The 16,683-nt window shown below is 60.1% G+C and carries 14 protein-coding genes and 1 pseudogene; 7 read left to right on the plus strand and 8 right to left on the minus strand.

Features of this window, described 5'->3' with window-relative positions; genetic code table 11:
* Nucleotides 1-63: 63 nt before the first annotated feature.
* From NKJ21_RS23975 to NKJ21_RS23990, 4 genes and pseudogenes are all read left to right on the plus strand, one after another.
* Entirely contained in the window at nucleotides 64-987 is a 924-nt protein-coding gene (locus tag NKJ21_RS23975) for a sugar ABC transporter substrate-binding protein (protein ID WP_002892597.1), read from the plus strand.
* A 32-nt stretch (nucleotides 988-1,019) separates the two neighbouring features.
* Nucleotides 1,020-2,504 (plus strand): sugar ABC transporter ATP-binding protein, encoded by a 1,485-nt coding sequence (locus tag NKJ21_RS23980; protein ID WP_004202401.1) that lies wholly within the window; start codon nucleotides 1,020-1,022, stop codon nucleotides 2,502-2,504.
* Nucleotides 2,505-2,523: 19 nt separating this feature from the next.
* Nucleotides 2,524-3,546 (plus strand): ABC transporter permease, encoded by a 1,023-nt coding sequence (locus NKJ21_RS23985; protein ID WP_004152946.1) that lies wholly within the window; start codon nucleotides 2,524-2,526, stop codon nucleotides 3,544-3,546.
* Between the two features lie 185 nt (nucleotides 3,547-3,731).
* Nucleotides 3,732-4,341 (plus strand): annotated as a pseudogene (locus tag NKJ21_RS23990) (hypothetical protein).
* Between the two features lie 47 nt (nucleotides 4,342-4,388).
* Here the strand turns inward: NKJ21_RS23990 and NKJ21_RS23995 are convergent.
* The 5 genes from NKJ21_RS23995 to NKJ21_RS24015 form a co-directional block, all read right to left on the minus strand.
* Entirely contained in the window at nucleotides 4,389-5,399 is a 1,011-nt protein-coding gene (locus tag NKJ21_RS23995) for a LacI family DNA-binding transcriptional regulator (RefSeq protein ID WP_162494424.1), read from the minus strand.
* A gap of 23 nt (nucleotides 5,400-5,422) precedes the next feature.
* Complete coding sequence (locus NKJ21_RS24000; protein ID WP_239270571.1) at nucleotides 5,423-6,823, minus strand: sucrose-6-phosphate hydrolase; 1,401 nt, start codon at nucleotides 6,821-6,823, stop codon at nucleotides 5,423-5,425.
* Nucleotides 6,823-8,193 carry a sucrose-specific PTS transporter subunit IIBC gene (locus NKJ21_RS24005; protein WP_008805497.1) on the minus strand — a complete coding sequence of 457 codons (1,371 nt, stop codon included), beginning with the start codon at nucleotides 8,191-8,193 and terminating at the stop codon, nucleotides 6,823-6,825. The genes NKJ21_RS24000 and NKJ21_RS24005 overlap by 1 nt, the downstream gene beginning before the upstream one ends.
* A 104-nt stretch (nucleotides 8,194-8,297) precedes the next feature.
* Nucleotides 8,298-9,815 carry a carbohydrate porin gene (locus tag NKJ21_RS24010; protein WP_012968775.1) on the minus strand — a complete coding sequence of 506 codons (1,518 nt, stop codon included), beginning with the start codon at nucleotides 9,813-9,815 and terminating at the stop codon, nucleotides 8,298-8,300.
* A gap of 166 nt (nucleotides 9,816-9,981) precedes the next feature.
* A complete protein-coding gene (locus tag NKJ21_RS24015) occupies nucleotides 9,982-10,905 on the minus strand; it encodes an aminoimidazole riboside kinase (protein ID WP_008805499.1) in 924 nt (307 codons plus the stop codon).
* Between the two features lie 238 nt (nucleotides 10,906-11,143).
* Between NKJ21_RS24015 and NKJ21_RS24020 the strand changes: the two genes are divergently transcribed.
* The 3 genes from NKJ21_RS24020 to NKJ21_RS24030 all read left to right on the plus strand — a co-directional run bounded on the left by NKJ21_RS24020 (nucleotide 11,144) and on the right by NKJ21_RS24030 (nucleotide 13,406).
* On the plus strand, nucleotides 11,144-11,785 hold the full coding sequence (locus tag NKJ21_RS24020; RefSeq protein WP_072121882.1) for a helix-turn-helix domain-containing protein: 642 nt from the start codon (nucleotides 11,144-11,146) through the stop codon (nucleotides 11,783-11,785).
* Nucleotides 11,786-11,919: 134 nt separating this feature from the next.
* Entirely contained in the window at nucleotides 11,920-12,264 is a 345-nt protein-coding gene (locus NKJ21_RS24025) for a DUF3302 domain-containing protein (protein WP_008805501.1), read from the plus strand.
* Complete coding sequence (locus tag NKJ21_RS24030) at nucleotides 12,264-13,406, plus strand: HlyD family secretion protein (RefSeq protein ID WP_224229441.1); 1,143 nt, start codon at nucleotides 12,264-12,266, stop codon at nucleotides 13,404-13,406. The genes NKJ21_RS24025 and NKJ21_RS24030 overlap by 1 nt, the downstream gene beginning before the upstream one ends.
* Nucleotides 13,407-13,446: 40 nt before the next feature.
* On the opposite strand, the gene NKJ21_RS24035 is transcribed toward NKJ21_RS24030, so the two are convergent.
* The 3 genes from NKJ21_RS24035 to NKJ21_RS24045 are packed head-to-tail and all read right to left on the minus strand — an operon-like array spanning nucleotide 13,447 to nucleotide 16,448.
* The gene (locus NKJ21_RS24035) at nucleotides 13,447-14,244 is read right to left on the minus strand and encodes an ABC transporter ATP-binding protein (RefSeq protein WP_063266814.1); all 798 of its coding nucleotides are present in this window, start codon (nucleotides 14,242-14,244) and stop codon (nucleotides 13,447-13,449) included.
* Nucleotides 14,241-15,269 (minus strand): iron ABC transporter permease, encoded by a 1,029-nt coding sequence (locus NKJ21_RS24040; RefSeq protein ID WP_218809725.1) that lies wholly within the window; start codon nucleotides 15,267-15,269, stop codon nucleotides 14,241-14,243. Before NKJ21_RS24040 ends, NKJ21_RS24035 begins: the two co-directional genes overlap by 4 nt.
* Nucleotides 15,270-15,329: 60 nt before the next feature.
* On the minus strand, nucleotides 15,330-16,448 hold the full coding sequence (locus tag NKJ21_RS24045; protein ID WP_008805505.1) for an ABC transporter substrate-binding protein: 1,119 nt from the start codon (nucleotides 16,446-16,448) through the stop codon (nucleotides 15,330-15,332).
* Nucleotides 16,449-16,683 lie beyond the last annotated feature (235 nt).

Below are 16,683 nucleotides of genomic sequence, written 5' to 3' on the forward strand. Positions count from 1 at the left end.
AACTGAAATTAATTTTTCATTTTGTTTCATTCACCGGCGTACCTACAAAATCAAGGATCAACTATGAATATTAAGAAAACGATTGTTGCCTCTTTGTTAGCCTGCATGCTGCCTGCGGTGGTTATGGCAAAAGACGTCTCTATTGGCGTCTCCATGGCGCTGTTTGACGATAACTTCCTGACGATCCTGCGGACCTCGATGCAAAAAGAGATGAAAAAAGACGGCGTTAAATCGCAGATCGAGGACGCAAAAGGGGATGTCTCCCAGCAGCTGCAGCAGGTGCAAAACTTTATCGGTCAGGGGGTGGACGCCATTATCGTCAACCCGGTGGATACCAATGCGGTGAAACCGATTATGGATCAGGCCACCAAAGCCGGGATCCCGCTGGTGTTTGTGAACCGCCGTCCGCAGGCGGAGCTGACCGACAAGATGGCCTATGTGGGGTCGGATTCCATTCTCGCCGGCCGTCTGCAGATGGAAGCGCTGGCGAAAGCGATGAACGGTAAGGGCAATGTGGCGATCCTGCTCGGCGACCTGGCGAATGAGTCCACCCGCGATCGTACCAAAGGGGTGGAAGAGGTGGTGGCGAAATACCCGAACATCAAAATCGTCCAGAAGCAGACCGCGAAATTTACCCGCAATGACGCCGTGGACGTGGTCAGCAACTGGATGACCAGCGGTGAGGATATCCAGGCCATCGCCTCCAACAACGATGAAATGGCGATCGGCGCCCTGCAGGCACTGGGCAAAAACCCGAACCATATTCTCATCGCTGGCGTGGATGGCACTCCGGATGCCCTGCAGATGCTGAAGAGCGGCAAAATGATCGCCACCATCTTCCAGGATGCGAAAGGCCAGGGTGAAGGCGCAGTCGACGCGGCCATCAAGCTGGCGAATGGCGAGAAAGTGGAAAAAATCATCGACGTGCCGTATCAGCTGATCACCAAAGAGAACATGGCTGAATTTACCAACCGTAATCAGAAATAGTCCTGGCCAACCCGTGGTACGGAGGTGGATGTATGAACGCTTTTGCACTTGAAGCCGAAGGTATCAGTAAGTTCTTCCCCGGCGTGAAGGCGCTCGATAATGTCTCATTGCGCGTGCGTCCGGGAACGGTGCATGCCCTGATGGGCGAGAACGGCGCCGGTAAATCCACGCTGATGAAGTGCCTGATCGGTATCTATCGCCCCGATAAAGGGTCGATTCGCGTGAAAGGGGAGCCGGTGGAGTTTACCGACACCATGGATGCGTTGCGCTCGGGGATCTCGATGATCCACCAGGAGCTCAATCTGGTGCCGCATATGACGGTGGCGGAGAATATCTGGCTGGGGCGCGAGCCGATGAAGTACGGCTTTGTCGATCACGGCCAGCTGACCCGCCAGACCCAGGCGCTGCTGGACAAGCTTAATATCCGCTTAACCGCCGACCGACTGGTGGGCGACCTGAGCATCGCCGCTCAGCAGATGGTGGAGATTGCCAAAGCGGTCTCGTGGAACGCGGATATCGTGATCATGGATGAGCCCACCTCGGCGCTGACCGAAGGCGAGGTGGCTCACCTGTTCACCATCATCCGCGACCTGCGCGCCCAGGGTAAGGCGATCATCTATATCAGCCACAAAATGGATGAGATCTTTGCCATTACCGATGAGATCAGCGTGTTTCGCGACGGCACCTGGGTGGGGAGCAAAAACACCACCGAATTTACCCGCCAGTCGCTGATCACCCAGATGGTGGGCCGCGAATTAACCCAGCTGTTTCCGAAATTTAATAACACCATCGGCGAAGAGGTGCTGACGGTGCGCAACCTGACGCGCCAGGGCGTGTTCCATGACGTCAGCTTTACTGTACGCCGCGGTGAAATCCTTGGCGTGGCCGGGCTGGTGGGCGCCGGGCGCAGCGAGGTGATGGAAAGCCTGTTCGGTATGGAGCGCTTCGACAGCGGCGAAGTGCTGATCGACGGGGCGCCGGTGACCATTGATTCCCCCTCCGTGGCGATTGAAAAGGGGATGGCGTTATTAACCGAAGACCGCAAAAAGTCGGGCCTGTTTCTGGTGCTGTCGGTGCTGGAAAATATGAGTATCGTCAAAATGCCGGAATATATCGGCAAGAGCGGTTTTGTCCAGCACGTGAAAATGGCCGAAGACTGCATGGAGCAAATTCGCCGGCTCAATATTAAAACGCCGACGATGGATCAAATTATTAATAACCTCAGCGGGGGGAATCAGCAAAAAGTCCTGATTGCGCGCTGGCTGTTAGCGCAACCGAAAATCTTAATTCTCGATGAGCCGACCCGCGGTATCGACGTCGGGGCGAAGGCGGAGATTTATCATCTGATCAGTGAACTGGCGAATCGGGGGGTGGCGGTCATTATGGTCTCCTCTGAGCTGCCGGAAATCCTTGGCATGAGTGATCGGGTTATGGTGATGCATGAAGGCCGTATCACCGGCATCCTGGAAAAAGACGAAGCCGACCAGGAAACCATTTTGTCGTTGGCATCCCATTGAGGCACAGAGAATGAGTAATATGAAATTAACGGCGGCTCCGGCCAGCGAGGGTTCCTCCTTCTTCGCTAATTTGCGGCATAAAATGCCGAAAGATACCGGCATCTTTGTGGTGATGCTGGTGATTGCCCTGACTTTTGAAATTGCCGGCTGGTATGTTCGCGACCAGTCGTTCCTGCTCAATACCAACCGCCTGGTGCTGATTGTGCTGCAGGTGGCGATCATCGGCATCATCGCCGTCGGCGTCACCCAGGTGATCATCACCACCGGGATTGACCTCTCCTCCGGCTCGGTTATCGCCCTTGCGGCGGTGGTGGCGGCGAGCCTGGCGCAAACTTCCGACAGCCTGTCGCCGATGTTCCCGGCGCTGGTCAACCTGCCGGCGGTGATCCCCATTTGCGCGGGGATCGGCGTCGGCCTGCTGTGCGGCCTGACCAACGGTTTTCTGGTGACGCGGACCGGTATTCCGCCGTTTATTGCCACCCTCGGGATGATGGTTTCGGCGCGCGGTCTGGCGCAGTATTACACCCAGGGCAACCCGATCAGCTTCCTCTCCGACAGCTTTACGGCGATAGGTCAGGGGGCGATGCCGGTGATTATCTTCTTCGTGATCGCCGCCGTGTTTCACATTGCGCTGAAGCATACCCGTTATGGCAAATATGTGTATGCCATCGGCGGCAACATGACCTCGGCCAAAGTGTCCGGCATCAACGTGAATAAGTACCTGGTGATTGTCTACACCATCGCCGGGGCGCTCTCCGGGCTGGCGGGGGTGGTGCTGGCGGCGCGCGTCAGCAGCGGCCAGTCGAGCATGGGGATGTCCTACGAGCTGGACGCGATTGCCGCCGCGGTGATCGGCGGCAGCAGCTTAATGGGCGGGGTGGGGCGCATTACCGGCACCCTGATTGGCGCGATGATCCTTGGTCTGATCAAAAGCGGTTTTACCTTTGTCGGCGTCGATGCCTACGTGCAGGATATTATTAAGGGCATCATTATTGTCGCCGCGGTGACCATCGACATGCGTCGCAACCGGAAAAAACACTAATCTTATCAACGGGCGGCAGCGGCGAAGGATGTCGTTGCCGCCCGTCCTGTCCAGAAATAAACAAAATACGCCCCGCCAGGCGCGGCCTGTCTGTTTTGCCCACGCGGCTCATCCTGTACAGTTTTGCCACTTCCGTTGTCTATTCGTCAGGGGGCCCATGCGTGGCCTCCGGTTTCTGGAGTCGTATGAATACACCATCCGTCGTCAAATCCTCGCCGCTCTGGCGACCGGCAAGCAGGGGCATTATCGTCACGCTGATCGCCGGACTGGCGATCCTGGCGCTCGGTCGGGGCGTGAATTTGCCGGCCAGAGAGGTTTACCGTGAGATGCAGACCCGCCAGCTGGAGGAAGATGCGCAGTGGGTGGCGCAACGCCTTGAGCGGCGAATGAACACGCCGGCGCCGCAGCGGGAAGCCGCCTGGCCGTTGGCGGCGATGCGCGCCGAACTCCATACCCTCGCCCGGCAGCGGCATTATCAACTGCTGCTGGTGAATGGCGACGGGCATCTGCTGGCGGCGTCGCATGCGCTGCCGGCCAGCGTACTGGCCCAGGTGCAGGCGCAGTTCCCCAGGGAGATGCAGCCGCCGCTGTTCGGCAGCAACTACCAGACTATCCAGCCTTTCGCCCCGCACCAGCGGATGTTAACCCGCGCGCTGAACGGCGAGGCGGGGCTAACGGGCTGGAATCTGGTGGTGCTGGCGCCGGACGGCGGATTGCCCTCGTTACTGATGGCTTACCGCTGGCCGGTGACGATCGGCCTGGGCATGCTGTTTGCCGGTGCGCTGCTGGCGGTGAGGCAGGCAGCGCGCGCCCGGCGAAAACGCTAATTGCCGACGGCACCGTCAGGGATGGCGAAACTGCAGGGTGGCGGGGAGGTAGCGCTGGAGCGGCTCCGGCGCCTGGCCGTCGATCAGCTGGCTGAGCAGATCGTAGCAGTGCCAGGCCAGCTGGCGATTATCCTGCTGCACGGTATCAATGCGCAGGGAAAGCGAATCATACAGGTAGTGATCGTCGAAGCTGGCGAGATGAATATTGGAGTCCAGCAGATGATGCTGGCTCATGTAGCGCAGGACCCCTTCGAGCAGTCCGCAGGCCGCGGTAAATAAGGCCTTCGGCGGACGTCCCAGCCGCGCGCAGAGCGCCGCGAACATCTCATACCCGGAGCTGGGGTGGTAGTTACCGTTGATCACCCACTCAGGGCGCAGCGTGACCCCCGCCTGAGCCAGGCCTTGCGTGAATCCCGCCAGCCGGTCGCGCGACGGCGACAGCCGCGGCTGGCCGCCGAGAAACCAGAACTCGTCCGCATGCTGAGGCGCAATGCGGGAGATCAGCTCGGCGGTTGGCGTCACCGAGTCGGTCATCACCAGCGGCAGGGCGCTGTCGCTGGGGGAGCGGTCAAACAGCACCACCGGCAGCTGTTCGCTGAGCTTCAGGTAGTCGGCATCGCTGTGCATGCACGAGGCGACGATCAGCCCGTCGACCTGGCGGGCAATCATATTATTGACCACCACGCTCTCCTGGCCGGGGTTTTCGTCGGTGCAGGAGATAAGCAGCTGCACGCCAGCTTCCCGGCAGAGCGTCTCAAGCTCATGGGAGAAAACGGCAAACCCGTAGTTGGTGATCTCCGGTACCACCAGGCCAATGGTATGGCTGCGGTTATCGCGCAGCGAGCGCGCATGAATGCTGGGCTGATAGTGCTGCTCGCGGGCGATCGCCAGCACGCGCTCGCGCGTCTCCTGCGCCACGCGCAGCTCTTTGCCACGGCCGTTGAGCACCAGACTGGCGGTCGCTTTGGAGACGCCCGCCAGTTCGGCGATATCTTTGATAGTTACGCGTTTGGTTTTCATCACCACTCAGGAGCCTGAAAGCAAAACGCTTATACTACCATGCATGGCTGCAGCAGCCAGCGGCAGAATGCCACCGGCGTCGCACCGCTGAAGATTAACTGCCCCGGATAGCCCGGGAAGAAGCGGCTGCTCATCACCCCTTCGCCATCGTTGATGAAAATTTCCACGCTGGAGCGGTCGATAAAGATCCGCAGGCGCCGCGCTTCGCCGCGCCAGTAGCGGTGATGCATCTCGGCGGTCTGCAGCCCGCGGCGCGACAGACGCAGGCCGTCGCGGTTGACGGTGAGCTGCAGGGCGCCGGCAAAGTCCAGCCCCAGCGTACTGTTGGGGGCGATGTCAAAGGCCAGCTCCATCGGGGCGAGGGGCAGGGTCTGCCCGCGCCAGCCCTGGGCTTCCTCGCGCAGAGCGGCCAGCTCGCGCAGCGGGCGCTGATACAGGGTGCCCGCCTGCCACTCCAGCTCGCGCACGCAGGTCATCTGGTGGATCCATCCCTGTGCGCGGGTGGGTTGATGCATCTCTTCCCCGTCCGGGACGCCCATCCAGCCGACCAGCAGACGGCGGCCATCCTCGGCCAGCATGGTCTGCGGCGCGTAGAACTCAAACCCGCTGTCCAGCTCGTGCAGCGGGCCGTGGTCGAAGGTGCCGCGCTCGGCGTCGAAGCGGCCTGCCATCCACACCGCAGGATAGGTATTGAGAAAGCGCTGCGCTTCACGGGCCAGCCCCTGCGGGCAGCAGATCAGCAGGTGGGTATCCGCCAGCGGAAAGAGATCCGGGCACTCCCACATATAGCCGCCGTTCGCCAGACCGTTAACGCCATGTCCGGCGATCTCGCCCACCAGGCGCCACTCCCGCAGATCGCTGGCGGTAAACAGCAGTACTTTACCGCGCTGTTGCACATCCTGCGCCCCGAGGACCATGTACCAGCGCCCGTCCTGCTGCCACACCTTGGGGTCGCGTACATGGCCGGTGTAACCGTCAGGTAGCGGTAGCACCGGCCCCAGCTTGCGGAAGGTGCCATCGGCATTTTCCGTCGCCAGGCACTGCCAGGCGGTGCGCCCGCCGTCGGGGAATTTCACGTTGCCGGTGTAGCACAGGGTCAGGGCGCCCTCGAACTCGACCGCGCTGCCGGAGTAGCAGCCGTTGCGGTCATACTCTTCGTCCGGCATCAGGGCGATAGGTTCATGCCGCCAGTGCAGCAGATCGGCTGAACTCCAGTGTCCCCAGCACTTATAGGTATGGTCACAGGCGAGCGGGTTCCACTGATAAAACAGGTGGTAACGCCCGGCGACCTGGCAAAAGCCGTTGGGATCGTTCAGCAGTCCGCTGACCGGCGCCAGATGCCATTGCGGATAATGGCTGTCGGCCAGCGCCTGCGGCTGGCCCTGCATAACGGCCTGCAGGATCGCAGGCAGGCGTGACGGTAATGACATTATTCAGCGTCCGTTTTGTATTTCAGCGTCAGAGAGAGCATGAAGGCCACGGCGAAGGCGATCGCCATTCCGATAATGTAGTTCAGCAGCGAGCTGGCCTGCACGATGGCCATCCCCGGGATCGCCGTCAGGCCCACCGCGGTCATATAGACGTGCATTGACACCACCCAGGCGCCGCCGGCGGCACCACCGACCAGCGCGGCGATGAACGGCTTCACAAAGCGCAGGTTAATCCCGAAGATTGCCGCTTCCGTGATCCCCAGCATCGCCGAAAACGCCGACGGCAGGGTGATGGCTTTGATTTTGGCATCTTTGGTTTTAAACCACACCGCAAAGCAGGCGCCGCCCTGAGCGACGTTGGCCATCGCCCAGATCGGCAACAGGAAGTTGACGCCAATCGATGGGTTGCCCAGCAGACCCGCCTCGATGGCATGGAAGCTGTGATGGATACCGGTAATGACGATCACCGAGTAGAGGCCGCCGAACAGCAGGCCCGCCAGCCAGCCGGCGTGGCTGATAAGCGTGCTGAGGATAAACGAAATACCGTCGCCGAGCGCGCGACCGGCCGGGCCGATCAGCAGCAGGGCGATAAAGCCGGAGATAATCACCGTCAGGAACGGGGTGAGGATCAGGTCCAGCGCGTCAGGGATAACGCGGCGCAGCCGTTTCTCGACCATGCTCATAAACCACACCGCCAGCAGCACCGGGAAGACGGTACCCTGGTAGCCGATCATCGCCACTTCGATGCCGAAGAAATTCATGGTGTGGAAGCCGGCGGCGACGCCCCAGGCGTTGGTCAGCGCCGGGTGGGTGAGGATCCCGCCAAGGGTCGCGCCCAGATAAGGGTTACCGCCAAATTCGCGGGCGGCGGTAAAGCCGATCAGGATCGGCAGAATGATAAACGCTGCCGAGCTGCACATATCCAGCATGATATAGATAGCATTGCTCGGGTCGACCCAGCCGTAGGTTTTCACCATCCCCAGCAGGCCCATCAGCAGGCCGGAGGCGACGATGGCGGGAATGATCGGTACGAAAATGTTGGACAGCAGGCGGGCGATGCGCTGGAACGGGTTCAGCTTTTTCGCGGCCAGGTCGGCGGCTTCGGATTTGCTTGATTCGCTGATGCCTGCGGCCTGGATAAAGGCGGCATAGACTTTATTGACCACCCCGGTGCCGAAGATGATCTGCATCTGTCCGGCATTGCGAAAGCAGCCTTTCACCCCGTCGATTTTGCCAATGGCCTGTTGGTCGGCGAGCGCGTCGTCGACCAGCACCAGCCGCAGGCGGGTGGCGCAGTGCGCGGCGCTGGCGATATTTTCCTTGCCGCCCAACAGGGGAAGCAGTGAGCGGGAAATCTGATCAAAATCCATAGTACCCTCTGAATGCATGATGATATGGCGTGGGCGGTGCCGGCCGTGGCAGGCACCGCGAACCTTATATTTATGTGTTACTTACCCTGTCGTCCGGGTTACCGTCAGAACCAGGTCTCCATTTGCATACCGAACGACCATTCGCCGCCCGATTTGAACCCGTTGCTGCCTAATGCATCATCGTTGGCGTAGTTATCCAGTTTTTTGCTCCAGTCCATCCACGATGTATAGAAGCGGATCTCCGGACGCGAGAAGAAGTCGCCGATGCTGCCCACCTTGAAGGTTGGGGCGAAGGTCAGCTTGTAGAAGCTGCCGTTCACCGCGTGGCGATCGTTGTAGCCTTCAGGCTGCAGATCCATGTACTGATAGCTGCCCTCCCAGGCTAGGGCGAAATTCTGCGTCACTTCCTGAATCAGACGCAGGTTGAGAGTGGCCCACTGATAGCTGTCGCCATCGACATAACGATCTTTACTGCTCTGCGCCAGCACGGCCGGGGCAATAAACCAGCGATCGCTCAGCGGCGTCGTGCCGTAGCTGGCGAAGCGCCAGGTATTGGCCCCCGGGCGCAGCGCACCGTCGGAGCCGATGCCTTTAACCTCGGCGCCCAGCCCGTGGCCGTACAGCAGGGCCGTTTTGCTGGTCCCGTCGCGCAGGCCATAGAAGCTCTCATTGTGCAGGCCCAGCAGAGCATGGACCCCGGTGTTAGCGGCATCGCCTTTCACCAGATTGCCGTTCGTGTCCTGGCGTTCGTCATTATCTTTCGCCCGCATCCCGCTGACCATCATCTGCACCGGGCCGGCAAAGTTATTCATGCTGACGATATAGTTCTGCACGCTGTTACTGCTGTCAGCGATATCGCCAAAGTTGCGGCCGTATAACGAGAAGTTGCTGCGCAGGCTGTCGTTCCATTTCACGTCGTAGATCCCGCCGCCGGTCCCGGCGAGGAACACCACATCCGAGTCAATCCAGTGGATGTCGAAGTTGTCACGGTCAAAGCGTTTCCCGGCCCACAGGGTTGCGCCTTTGAACGGGCCTTCGAAGGTGGGCAGGTTGCCCAGCTCGACAAACGCCTGGCGCACGTTCAGGTCGCTGCTGCTTGCCGTCCAGTCGTTATAGGTGGTTTGCCCGTCGGCCACCATCACTTTGAAACGGGTGGTCGCCCCGTTGTCCAGCGTCTGTTTATGTTCGAGGTTCATTTCCACATAGGTGTCGGCCTGGTTGCCCAGACGACCAATGGCGCCACCGGTCTCCCCAGCGGGGGTCATATAAGCGCCGGATTTGGTGCTGGCGGCCGAGTCGTTCATGATCACGCCGGAACGGGCATAGCCGTGGAACTCAAAGCCGCCAGGCCGTTCGGCTTTTTCTTCCAGCTGAGTGGTGCGCTTGGCCACCTGCTGGGTGGTGACCTGGGTTTGCTGCTGCTGCTGGGTTAACTGCTGAACTTTCTGCTCCGCCGAGGCGGCACGGCTTTCGGCAGTGCTGGCGCGGGTTTCGGCGTCCTGCAGGCGTTTTTCCAGGGCGGCGAGACGCGCTTCAATGCTGTTCAGGTCTGTCTGCCCATGGGCGGCGGCGGTGCCGGTTAGCAAAGCAATAAGAATGGCTAACTTCCGTTTTTTATACATGCTGTTGACATCCAAAGGTGAAAATCAGTGAGTGTGCTAACTTTTGCTAAACCGGTTTAGTTGATATGGTAAACATGTCAGTAACGCGGTGAAAATAAAAATTGCTAAACCGGTTTAAGAATTGTGATGTCGCCAGCAAAGTGGGCCGTTAGCCGGCCCAACGGGATCACAGCGAGCGCTGAAGATCGTCCCTGTAGGGCAGGGCGGTCATGGCGCCTTTGGCGGTGGTGGCCAGCGCGCCGCAGGTTTGCGCCAGCGTAAGGTCGGGAGCCAGCGCGGCGAGGTTGTCAGGGATACCGTGAGCGGCGAGGCCGGCGAGCAGCCCGGCGACAAAGGCATCGCCGGCGCCGGTGGTATCAACGGCCACCACCGGGCGAGCGGGGAAGTGGCTAACCTGCCCGCGCAGGGCGGCCTGGACCCCCGCTTTGCCCTGGGTCACCAGCAGCAGCGTCGGCTGGAAGCGGGCGTTCAGCCGGGCGATGCCGCTGACGATGTCGTCGCTGCCGCTGACAAAGGCCAGCTCCTCTTCCGAGAGTTTTATGGCGTCGGCGAGGGCCAGCGCCCGGTCGAGACAGTCACGCAGGTCCTGCGGATCCTGCCACAGGTCGCTGCGGATATTGGGGTCGAAGCTGACATAGCCCCCGGCGCGTTTTATCGCCTCCATTGCCGCGAATGCCGTGCTGCGGCTCGGCTCGGCGCTGAGAGCGATGGAGCAGACGTGCAGCCACTGGCCGGCGGCAAACGGCGGGAGATCCTCGGGCTGAAGGAACAGGTCGGCGCTCGGACGGACCATAAAGGTAAAGGTGCGCTCCCCGTGCTGATCGAGATCGACCACCACCGTGGAGGTGCGCTGCGCGGCGTCGAGGCGCATATAATTCACATCGACCTGCTCCTGCGCCAGGGTGTGACGCATAAAGCGGCCGAAGGGATCGTCGCCGACGCGGCCAATAAACCCGCTGTCGCCGCCGAGCCGCGCCACGCCGACCGCGACGTTGGCCGGTGCGCCGCCGGGGCATTGCAGCAGGCGGCCCTCGCCATCGGGCAGGAGATCAACGACCGCATCGCCGAGTACCCAGATTTTTCCATTCATTCGACAAATTCCTCTTAGCTAAACTATGTTAAACCGGTTTAGCTAATTAAAGCATAGCCCACCGGTAAGCGGAACGATCGGGTCACGAAACAGGGAGGCGAGGGTAAAAAATGTGAGCCAGGCGGAATATTTCGCCACTCCAGATCTGGACTTTTCCTTCCCCACCCGCTTAGGTATAGTTCAACAGGTCGCGGTTAGCCCCGCCGCGGTGGCCAAAGGTAAAGGAGTGCGCAGCGCGATGAACCCCAGTTTTGGCGATATTTACGATCGGTACCAGAATCTGACGCTGACCACGCATCTGCCGGCGGTGATCGCCTGCAGTGAAACGCTGAGTTTGGGCAAAGACCAGGGCTTTATTCCGCAGCCGGGCTATCTCTACTTTCTGCTGCAGGGGCAAATGACGTTGGCCTTTGGCGATGAGCAGAACCTGGTCGGGATTGTTATCGCGCATATGCCGTTAGGATTACTGGAACATTATTGTCCGTCGGTCGCGCTCTATTATCGGTGTCTGGGCGAGTGCCAGCTGGCGAAAATAACCGCCAGCGATTTTGAGCGAATATTCTTTCATTCGTCGCCGGGCTATATGCAAGAGCTGACCACGATCCTGGCCTATATGGGCATATTTGCCCTTGATGCCCACTATGAACGTGGCAGCCAGACCAGTTTTCAGACCATTAAATCGATGCTGTCGCGCTATCTATATCGCAGCGAAATCGATGGTGGTCAGCATGAGAGCCTGTCGGCATTTATTATTAAACGAACCAATCTCTCGCGCAGCTATGTGTACCAGGTGCTGGCCGCGCTGCGCGAGGGGGGATATATCACGGTGAAAAAAGGCAAGCTGATCTCCATCGACCGTCATATTCCTGAGAAATTCTGAACCCGATTCGGCAGATTCACGCCATCACGTTGCTATCACCGCCAGGGAAAGCGCTAAGCGCGCTTTTTCCCCGGCCCCGTTACGTCTGAATCTGGCTGTTTTATTAAGTTAACCTTTCACTCTGGAGTTATTTTATGACCCTGGATTATGTTGCGCTGGCCATTCTGATCGCCGTGGCCTTAATACTGTTTTATGGCGTGATTGTTATTCACGATATTCCTTATGAAATTGCCAAAGAGCGGCGCCATCCTCATCAGGATGCGATTCATTATGCCGGCTGGGTTAGCTTATTTACCTTGCACGCCCTGTGGCCTTTGTTATGGATCTGGGCAACGCTGTGGCGCGAAGATCGCGGGTGGGGAATGCGCCACATTGCCGACGATCAGCAGGCGCTGCATCAGCGTCTGGAAACGGTGGTCCAGCAACTGGAACAGGTCCAGCGCGAGGTGGCTGCGCTGAAAGCGGAGGAGGCAAACTAATGGAAACGTTAATGTTACTGACCTACGCCGCGCTGTGCATCGTGGTGTTTAAAGTATTCCGCATCCCGCTCAATAAGTGGACCGTACCGACGGCGGTGCTCGGCGGTATCGCCCTGATTGGCGCGGTGATCTTCGGGATGAACTACAACTTCCCGTATACCGACGTTGGTAACCAGGTATTTCGTACCGTGCCGATTGTGTCGCAGGTGCGCGGCCGGGTGCAGAGCGTACCGGTGAAGCCTAACCAGATGCTGCATAAGGGCGATGTGCTGTTTACCCTCGACCCGACGCCGTTCCAGGCAAAAGTAGACGATCTGCAGGCGCAGATAAAAGCGGCCAGTCAGGATGCGCTCTCCTTAAACGCGGCGTTAAGCCAGGCGCAGGCCGAGCTGAGCAGAACGGTGGCCCAGCGCGACCAGTCGCGGCGGGAATATGCCCGCTATCGGGAGGGTCATGCCCAGGGCGCCTTCTCCGATCAAATGGTTGATACCCGTTTGCAGACGTGGAAGGCCGATGAAGCCAGCGTCAGCGCGGCTCAGGCAAAGGTGGTGCAGGCGCGCAACGCGCTGGACTCGGTGGTGAAGGGCAAAAATACCACCGTGGCCTCCCTGCTGGCGCAGCTGCAAAAGGCGCAGTTTCAGCTGGAGAACACCGTCGTCCGTGCCCCGGAGGATGGCTATGTCAGTACCGTCGGCTTACGGCCGGGTACCATGTCCACTGCCCTGGGGATGATCCCGCTGATGACCTTTGTGCCGGTGGAGGGCGTCGCCTCGCGGGAGTACGTCGCGGCATTTCGCCAGAACGCCCTGCAGCGTCTGCACAAAGGCGAGCCCGCGGAGCTGATGTTTCCGGCTATCCCGGGCACCGTCTTTCGCGGAGAAGTGGCCGACGTGCTGCCGGCGATTGGCGAGAGCCAGTTCCAGGGGCAGGGCAAACTGCTGACCACAGACGCGCTCAATACCCATGGCCGGGCGCTGGTGGTGCTGAAGGTGACCGATCCGCGTTTTGCCGAATACGCTCTGCCGCAGGGGGCTACCCTCGAGGCGGCGGTCTACTCGGATCATCTGAAAGAGCTGTCGCTGATCCGGAAGATCCTGATCCGCATGAAAAGCTGGGAAAACTACCTCTATCTCGATCACTAAGCCGGCGGGTGCGGGGCGGACGTGCCGCCCCGCGCCGCAGTCAGGTCTCGCTGTCCACCAGGCCGTCAATAATGACCTGCCGCACCCCCTGCGAACAGGGTTCAATACGCCCGCGCACCCCATAGACGGCCGCCAGGGTCTCGGGGGTGATGACCGCGGCCGGGGTGCCGTCGCCGAGCAACTGGCCCGCCTTGAGCATCAGCACGTGGTCGGCGTGACGCAGGGCAATATTGATATCGTGCACCACCACCAGGGTCACGATGTTGCGCCGTCGGGTCTCCCGGCGTACCAGATCCATCACGTGAAACTGGTAGTTGAGGTCAAGGGCGCTGAGCGGTTCGTCGAGCAGCAGCAGGCGCGGCTGGCGGATCAGCGACTGGGCGAGACCCACCAGCTGCTTTTGCCCGCCGGAGAGCTGATCGAGGTAGCTCATCGCCAGATGGGCAATCCCCAGCTGCCGCAGCAGCGCCATCACCTCCTCCTGGTGCTGCGGACTGTGGCGTCCTCCGGCGGCGCGCTGGGCAACGATAATCGACTCCAGCACATGCAGATGCACGCCGGCGGGCAGCGTCTGCGGAAGATAGACCACCTGCTCTGCGCGACGTGAGAACGGCTGCGTCAGCAGATTTTCCCCCTCCAGCAGCAGCTCGCCGCGGCAGGGTCCCAGACCCGCCATCGCCCGCATTAACGTTGATTTACCGCTGCCGTTTGGCCCCAGCAGCGCGGTGATTTTCCCTCGCGGCAGATGGGGAACCGTCAGGTTCTCGATCACCTTGCGTCTGGGGTAGCCGGCGCTGAAGTAAGACAGCGACAGCCCGGATAACGTCTGGTCGCTCATGCCTGCCCCCGATGACGTAAAATAATGCTCAAAAAGAACGGGACCCCGACCAGGGAAGTGACGATCCCCACCGGAATAATGGCCCCCGGGATCAGGTTCTTCGAGGCGATGGAGGCCAGGGAGAGCACCAGAGCGCCGTTCAGCGCGCTTGCGGGCAGATAAAAGCGATGGTCTTCGCCGAAGAGCATCCGCGCAATATGCGGCGCCACCAGGCCGATAAAGCCGATTGGCCCGACAAAGGCCACCGAAAGCGCCGACAGTATGCTGATCCGCAGCAGCGTGGTCAGGCGCAGGCGGCGAACGTTAATGCCAAAACTGATGGCCCGGTCCTCGCCCAGCCGCAGGGCGGTCAGCTTCCACGCGCTGCGCAGCGACAGGGGCATCACCAGCGCCAGGGCGACCAGCAGGATGGCGACTTTGCTCCAGGAGGCGCGGTCGATGCTGCCCATGGTCCAGAACACCAGCCCCTGCAGCGTGTCTTCGTTGGCGATGAACTGCAGCATCGAGACCAGGGCGTTAAAGGTAAAGACCAGCGCGATGCCGAACAGGATGACCCCGGAGGTGGCCACCTGGGTCCAGCGGGTGATGCCGTCCAGCAGCAGGGCCGCCAGCAGGGCGAAGATAAAGGCGTTGGCCGAGATAAACCACTGGCCGGGAATACCGGGCAGGCCAATACCCAGCACAATCGCCAGCGCGGCGCCAAACGCCGCAGCCGAGGAGACGCCAAGGGTAAACGGACTGGCCAGCGGGTTATTGAGGATGGTCTGCATTTCGGCGCCGGCCAGTCCCAGCGCCAGGCCGACGATAATCGCCATCACCGCATAGGGCAGACGGATATCCCAGACGATGGCGCGCGTGCCCGGATCGGCGCTGGCCGGATCGGTTAACGTCTGCCACAGGCTCTGCAGCGGCAGACCGGAGGGGCCGAGCATAAAATCGAGCAGCAGCGACGCGACAATCAACAGCGCCAGCAGGAGCATCAGCAGCAGACGGCGACGCACGATACGGCGATAGTCATCTATCACGCCAGAGGTCCCGGCGGGCAGCCCGTCGAGCACGGAGTCGGAGGTTAAACGCATGCCGGATTACTCGCTCTGCTGCCAGGAGAAGACGAACGGCTGGTCCGGCAGGTCGGTGAAATGGCGCACGATATAATGGTAAGTCTCATCCGGGTTGAGATCGCCGAAGGCCTGCGGGTAGATATCTTTCGCCAGGTATTCCATGCCGACAATATTCCACGGGTGGTTATAGAAGTGGTGATAGACGCCATAGGCCCGCTTTTCCTGTACCGCCGGGATCTGGCTGACCCCAGGTCGCGCCAGCAGGATCTGTGCCTGGGCCTTCACCGCCTCCGGCTTAACCTCATAACCCAGGGGCAGCACCTGGCTGTTGCCGCGCTTCGAGCCGGTCATGATCCAGGCGTCGGGCTTCATGCTGATGATTTTCTCTAGCGAGACGAACCCGGAGGCGCCCGGCAGCAGCTGCGAACCGATATTGTTCGCCCCGACCGCCTCCACCAGCCCGCCCCAGCCGCTGTGGCCGTGGGTAAAGCAGCAGGCGTCGCTGTTGCCGGCCAGCGCTTCCACGAAGACGTTGGCCTTCGGCGTGATGGCCGCGGTTTTCTGGCGAATCGTCTGCAGCTGTTGACGATAGTAATCGGTAAAGGCTTTGGCCTGGCTCTCGCGGTTAAGGACTTTGCCCAGCAGGTCGATGCTGGGGGCGGTATCTTTCGCCGGGTCTATCTCATAGTCGACAAACAGCACCGGAACGTGCAGGGCGCTGAGCTTGTCGATGACGCCGCTCTCCATCAGCGCTGGCCTGGCGCGCAGCTGGGCGATCATCAGATCCGGCTGACGGGCGATGACGCTTTCAAGATCGACGTTCCCTTTGTCGCTGAAGCCCATGTCAAGGATCGTGGCCGACTGCGGCCACGTCGTTTTCAGCATCTGCCAGGTGGCAACATCCTGCTTTTTCGCCAGATTATTCCATGCCACCAGCCGTTTAAACGGATTGTCCCGATCCAGCAGGGCGAGGGTCATAATGTCGCGGCCATCCTGCAAAATAATACGCTGCGGCTCTTTGGCCAGGGTGACCTGCCGGCCGTCGAGGTCAGTGACCGTCAGGGGATATTGGGTTGCATAGCTGAAGAGGGGCGTCGCGATCAGCGCAGTAAGTAACAGCGATCTTACTGATTTTCTTGCCATAAAAGGAGTTCCGTTTGCCAATTTATAAATATAATGATTCTGAGAATTATTCTCGAACAAACATCAACGGCAAGTATATCAAGGACAAATTTCATAAAATGTAACAAACATGTTGGAAATTATGCCAACGCCGACAGGGCGCGCACGGCGGCAGCATTTTCTGCCATGGCTGGAGGTCGAAGACGTTTTTCAGGCTAATTCCTAATGTCATCCCCGGTTCGTTGTGCCATCCTGA

Origin of the sequence: Klebsiella sp. SWET4, assembly GCF_024296565.1 — a bacterium.
Classification (GTDB): Bacteria; Pseudomonadota; Gammaproteobacteria; order Enterobacterales; family Enterobacteriaceae; genus Klebsiella; species Klebsiella variicola.

Bases quoted from the DNA above. Each gene is read 5' to 3' on its own strand.
- NKJ21_RS24025 (WP_008805501.1), top strand. From the start codon at position 11,920: ATGACCCTGGATTATGTTGCGCTGGCCATTCTGATCGCCGTGGCCTTA.
- NKJ21_RS24030 (WP_224229441.1), top strand. From the start codon at position 12,264: ATGGAAACGTTAATGTTACTGACCTACGCCGCGCTGTGCATCGTGGTG.
- NKJ21_RS24010 (WP_012968775.1), bottom strand. From the start codon at position 9,815: ATGTATAAAAAACGGAAGTTAGCCATTCTTATTGCTTTGCTAACCGGC.
- NKJ21_RS24045 (WP_008805505.1), bottom strand. From the start codon at position 16,448: ATGGCAAGAAAATCAGTAAGATCGCTGTTACTTACTGCGCTGATCGCG.
- NKJ21_RS24015 (WP_008805499.1), bottom strand. From the start codon at position 10,905: ATGAATGGAAAAATCTGGGTACTCGGCGATGCGGTCGTTGATCTCCTG.
- NKJ21_RS23975 (WP_002892597.1), top strand. From the start codon at position 64: ATGAATATTAAGAAAACGATTGTTGCCTCTTTGTTAGCCTGCATGCTG.
- NKJ21_RS24035 (WP_063266814.1), bottom strand. From the start codon at position 14,244: ATGAGCGACCAGACGTTATCCGGGCTGTCGCTGTCTTACTTCAGCGCC.
- NKJ21_RS23985 (WP_004152946.1), top strand. From the start codon at position 2,524: ATGAAATTAACGGCGGCTCCGGCCAGCGAGGGTTCCTCCTTCTTCGCT.
- NKJ21_RS24020 (WP_072121882.1), top strand. From the start codon at position 11,144: ATGAACCCCAGTTTTGGCGATATTTACGATCGGTACCAGAATCTGACG.
- NKJ21_RS23980 (WP_004202401.1), top strand. From the start codon at position 1,020: ATGAACGCTTTTGCACTTGAAGCCGAAGGTATCAGTAAGTTCTTCCCC.
- NKJ21_RS24005 (WP_008805497.1), bottom strand. From the start codon at position 8,193: ATGGATTTTGATCAGATTTCCCGCTCACTGCTTCCCCTGTTGGGCGGC.
- NKJ21_RS24000 (WP_239270571.1), bottom strand. From the start codon at position 6,823: ATGTCATTACCGTCACGCCTGCCTGCGATCCTGCAGGCCGTTATGCAG.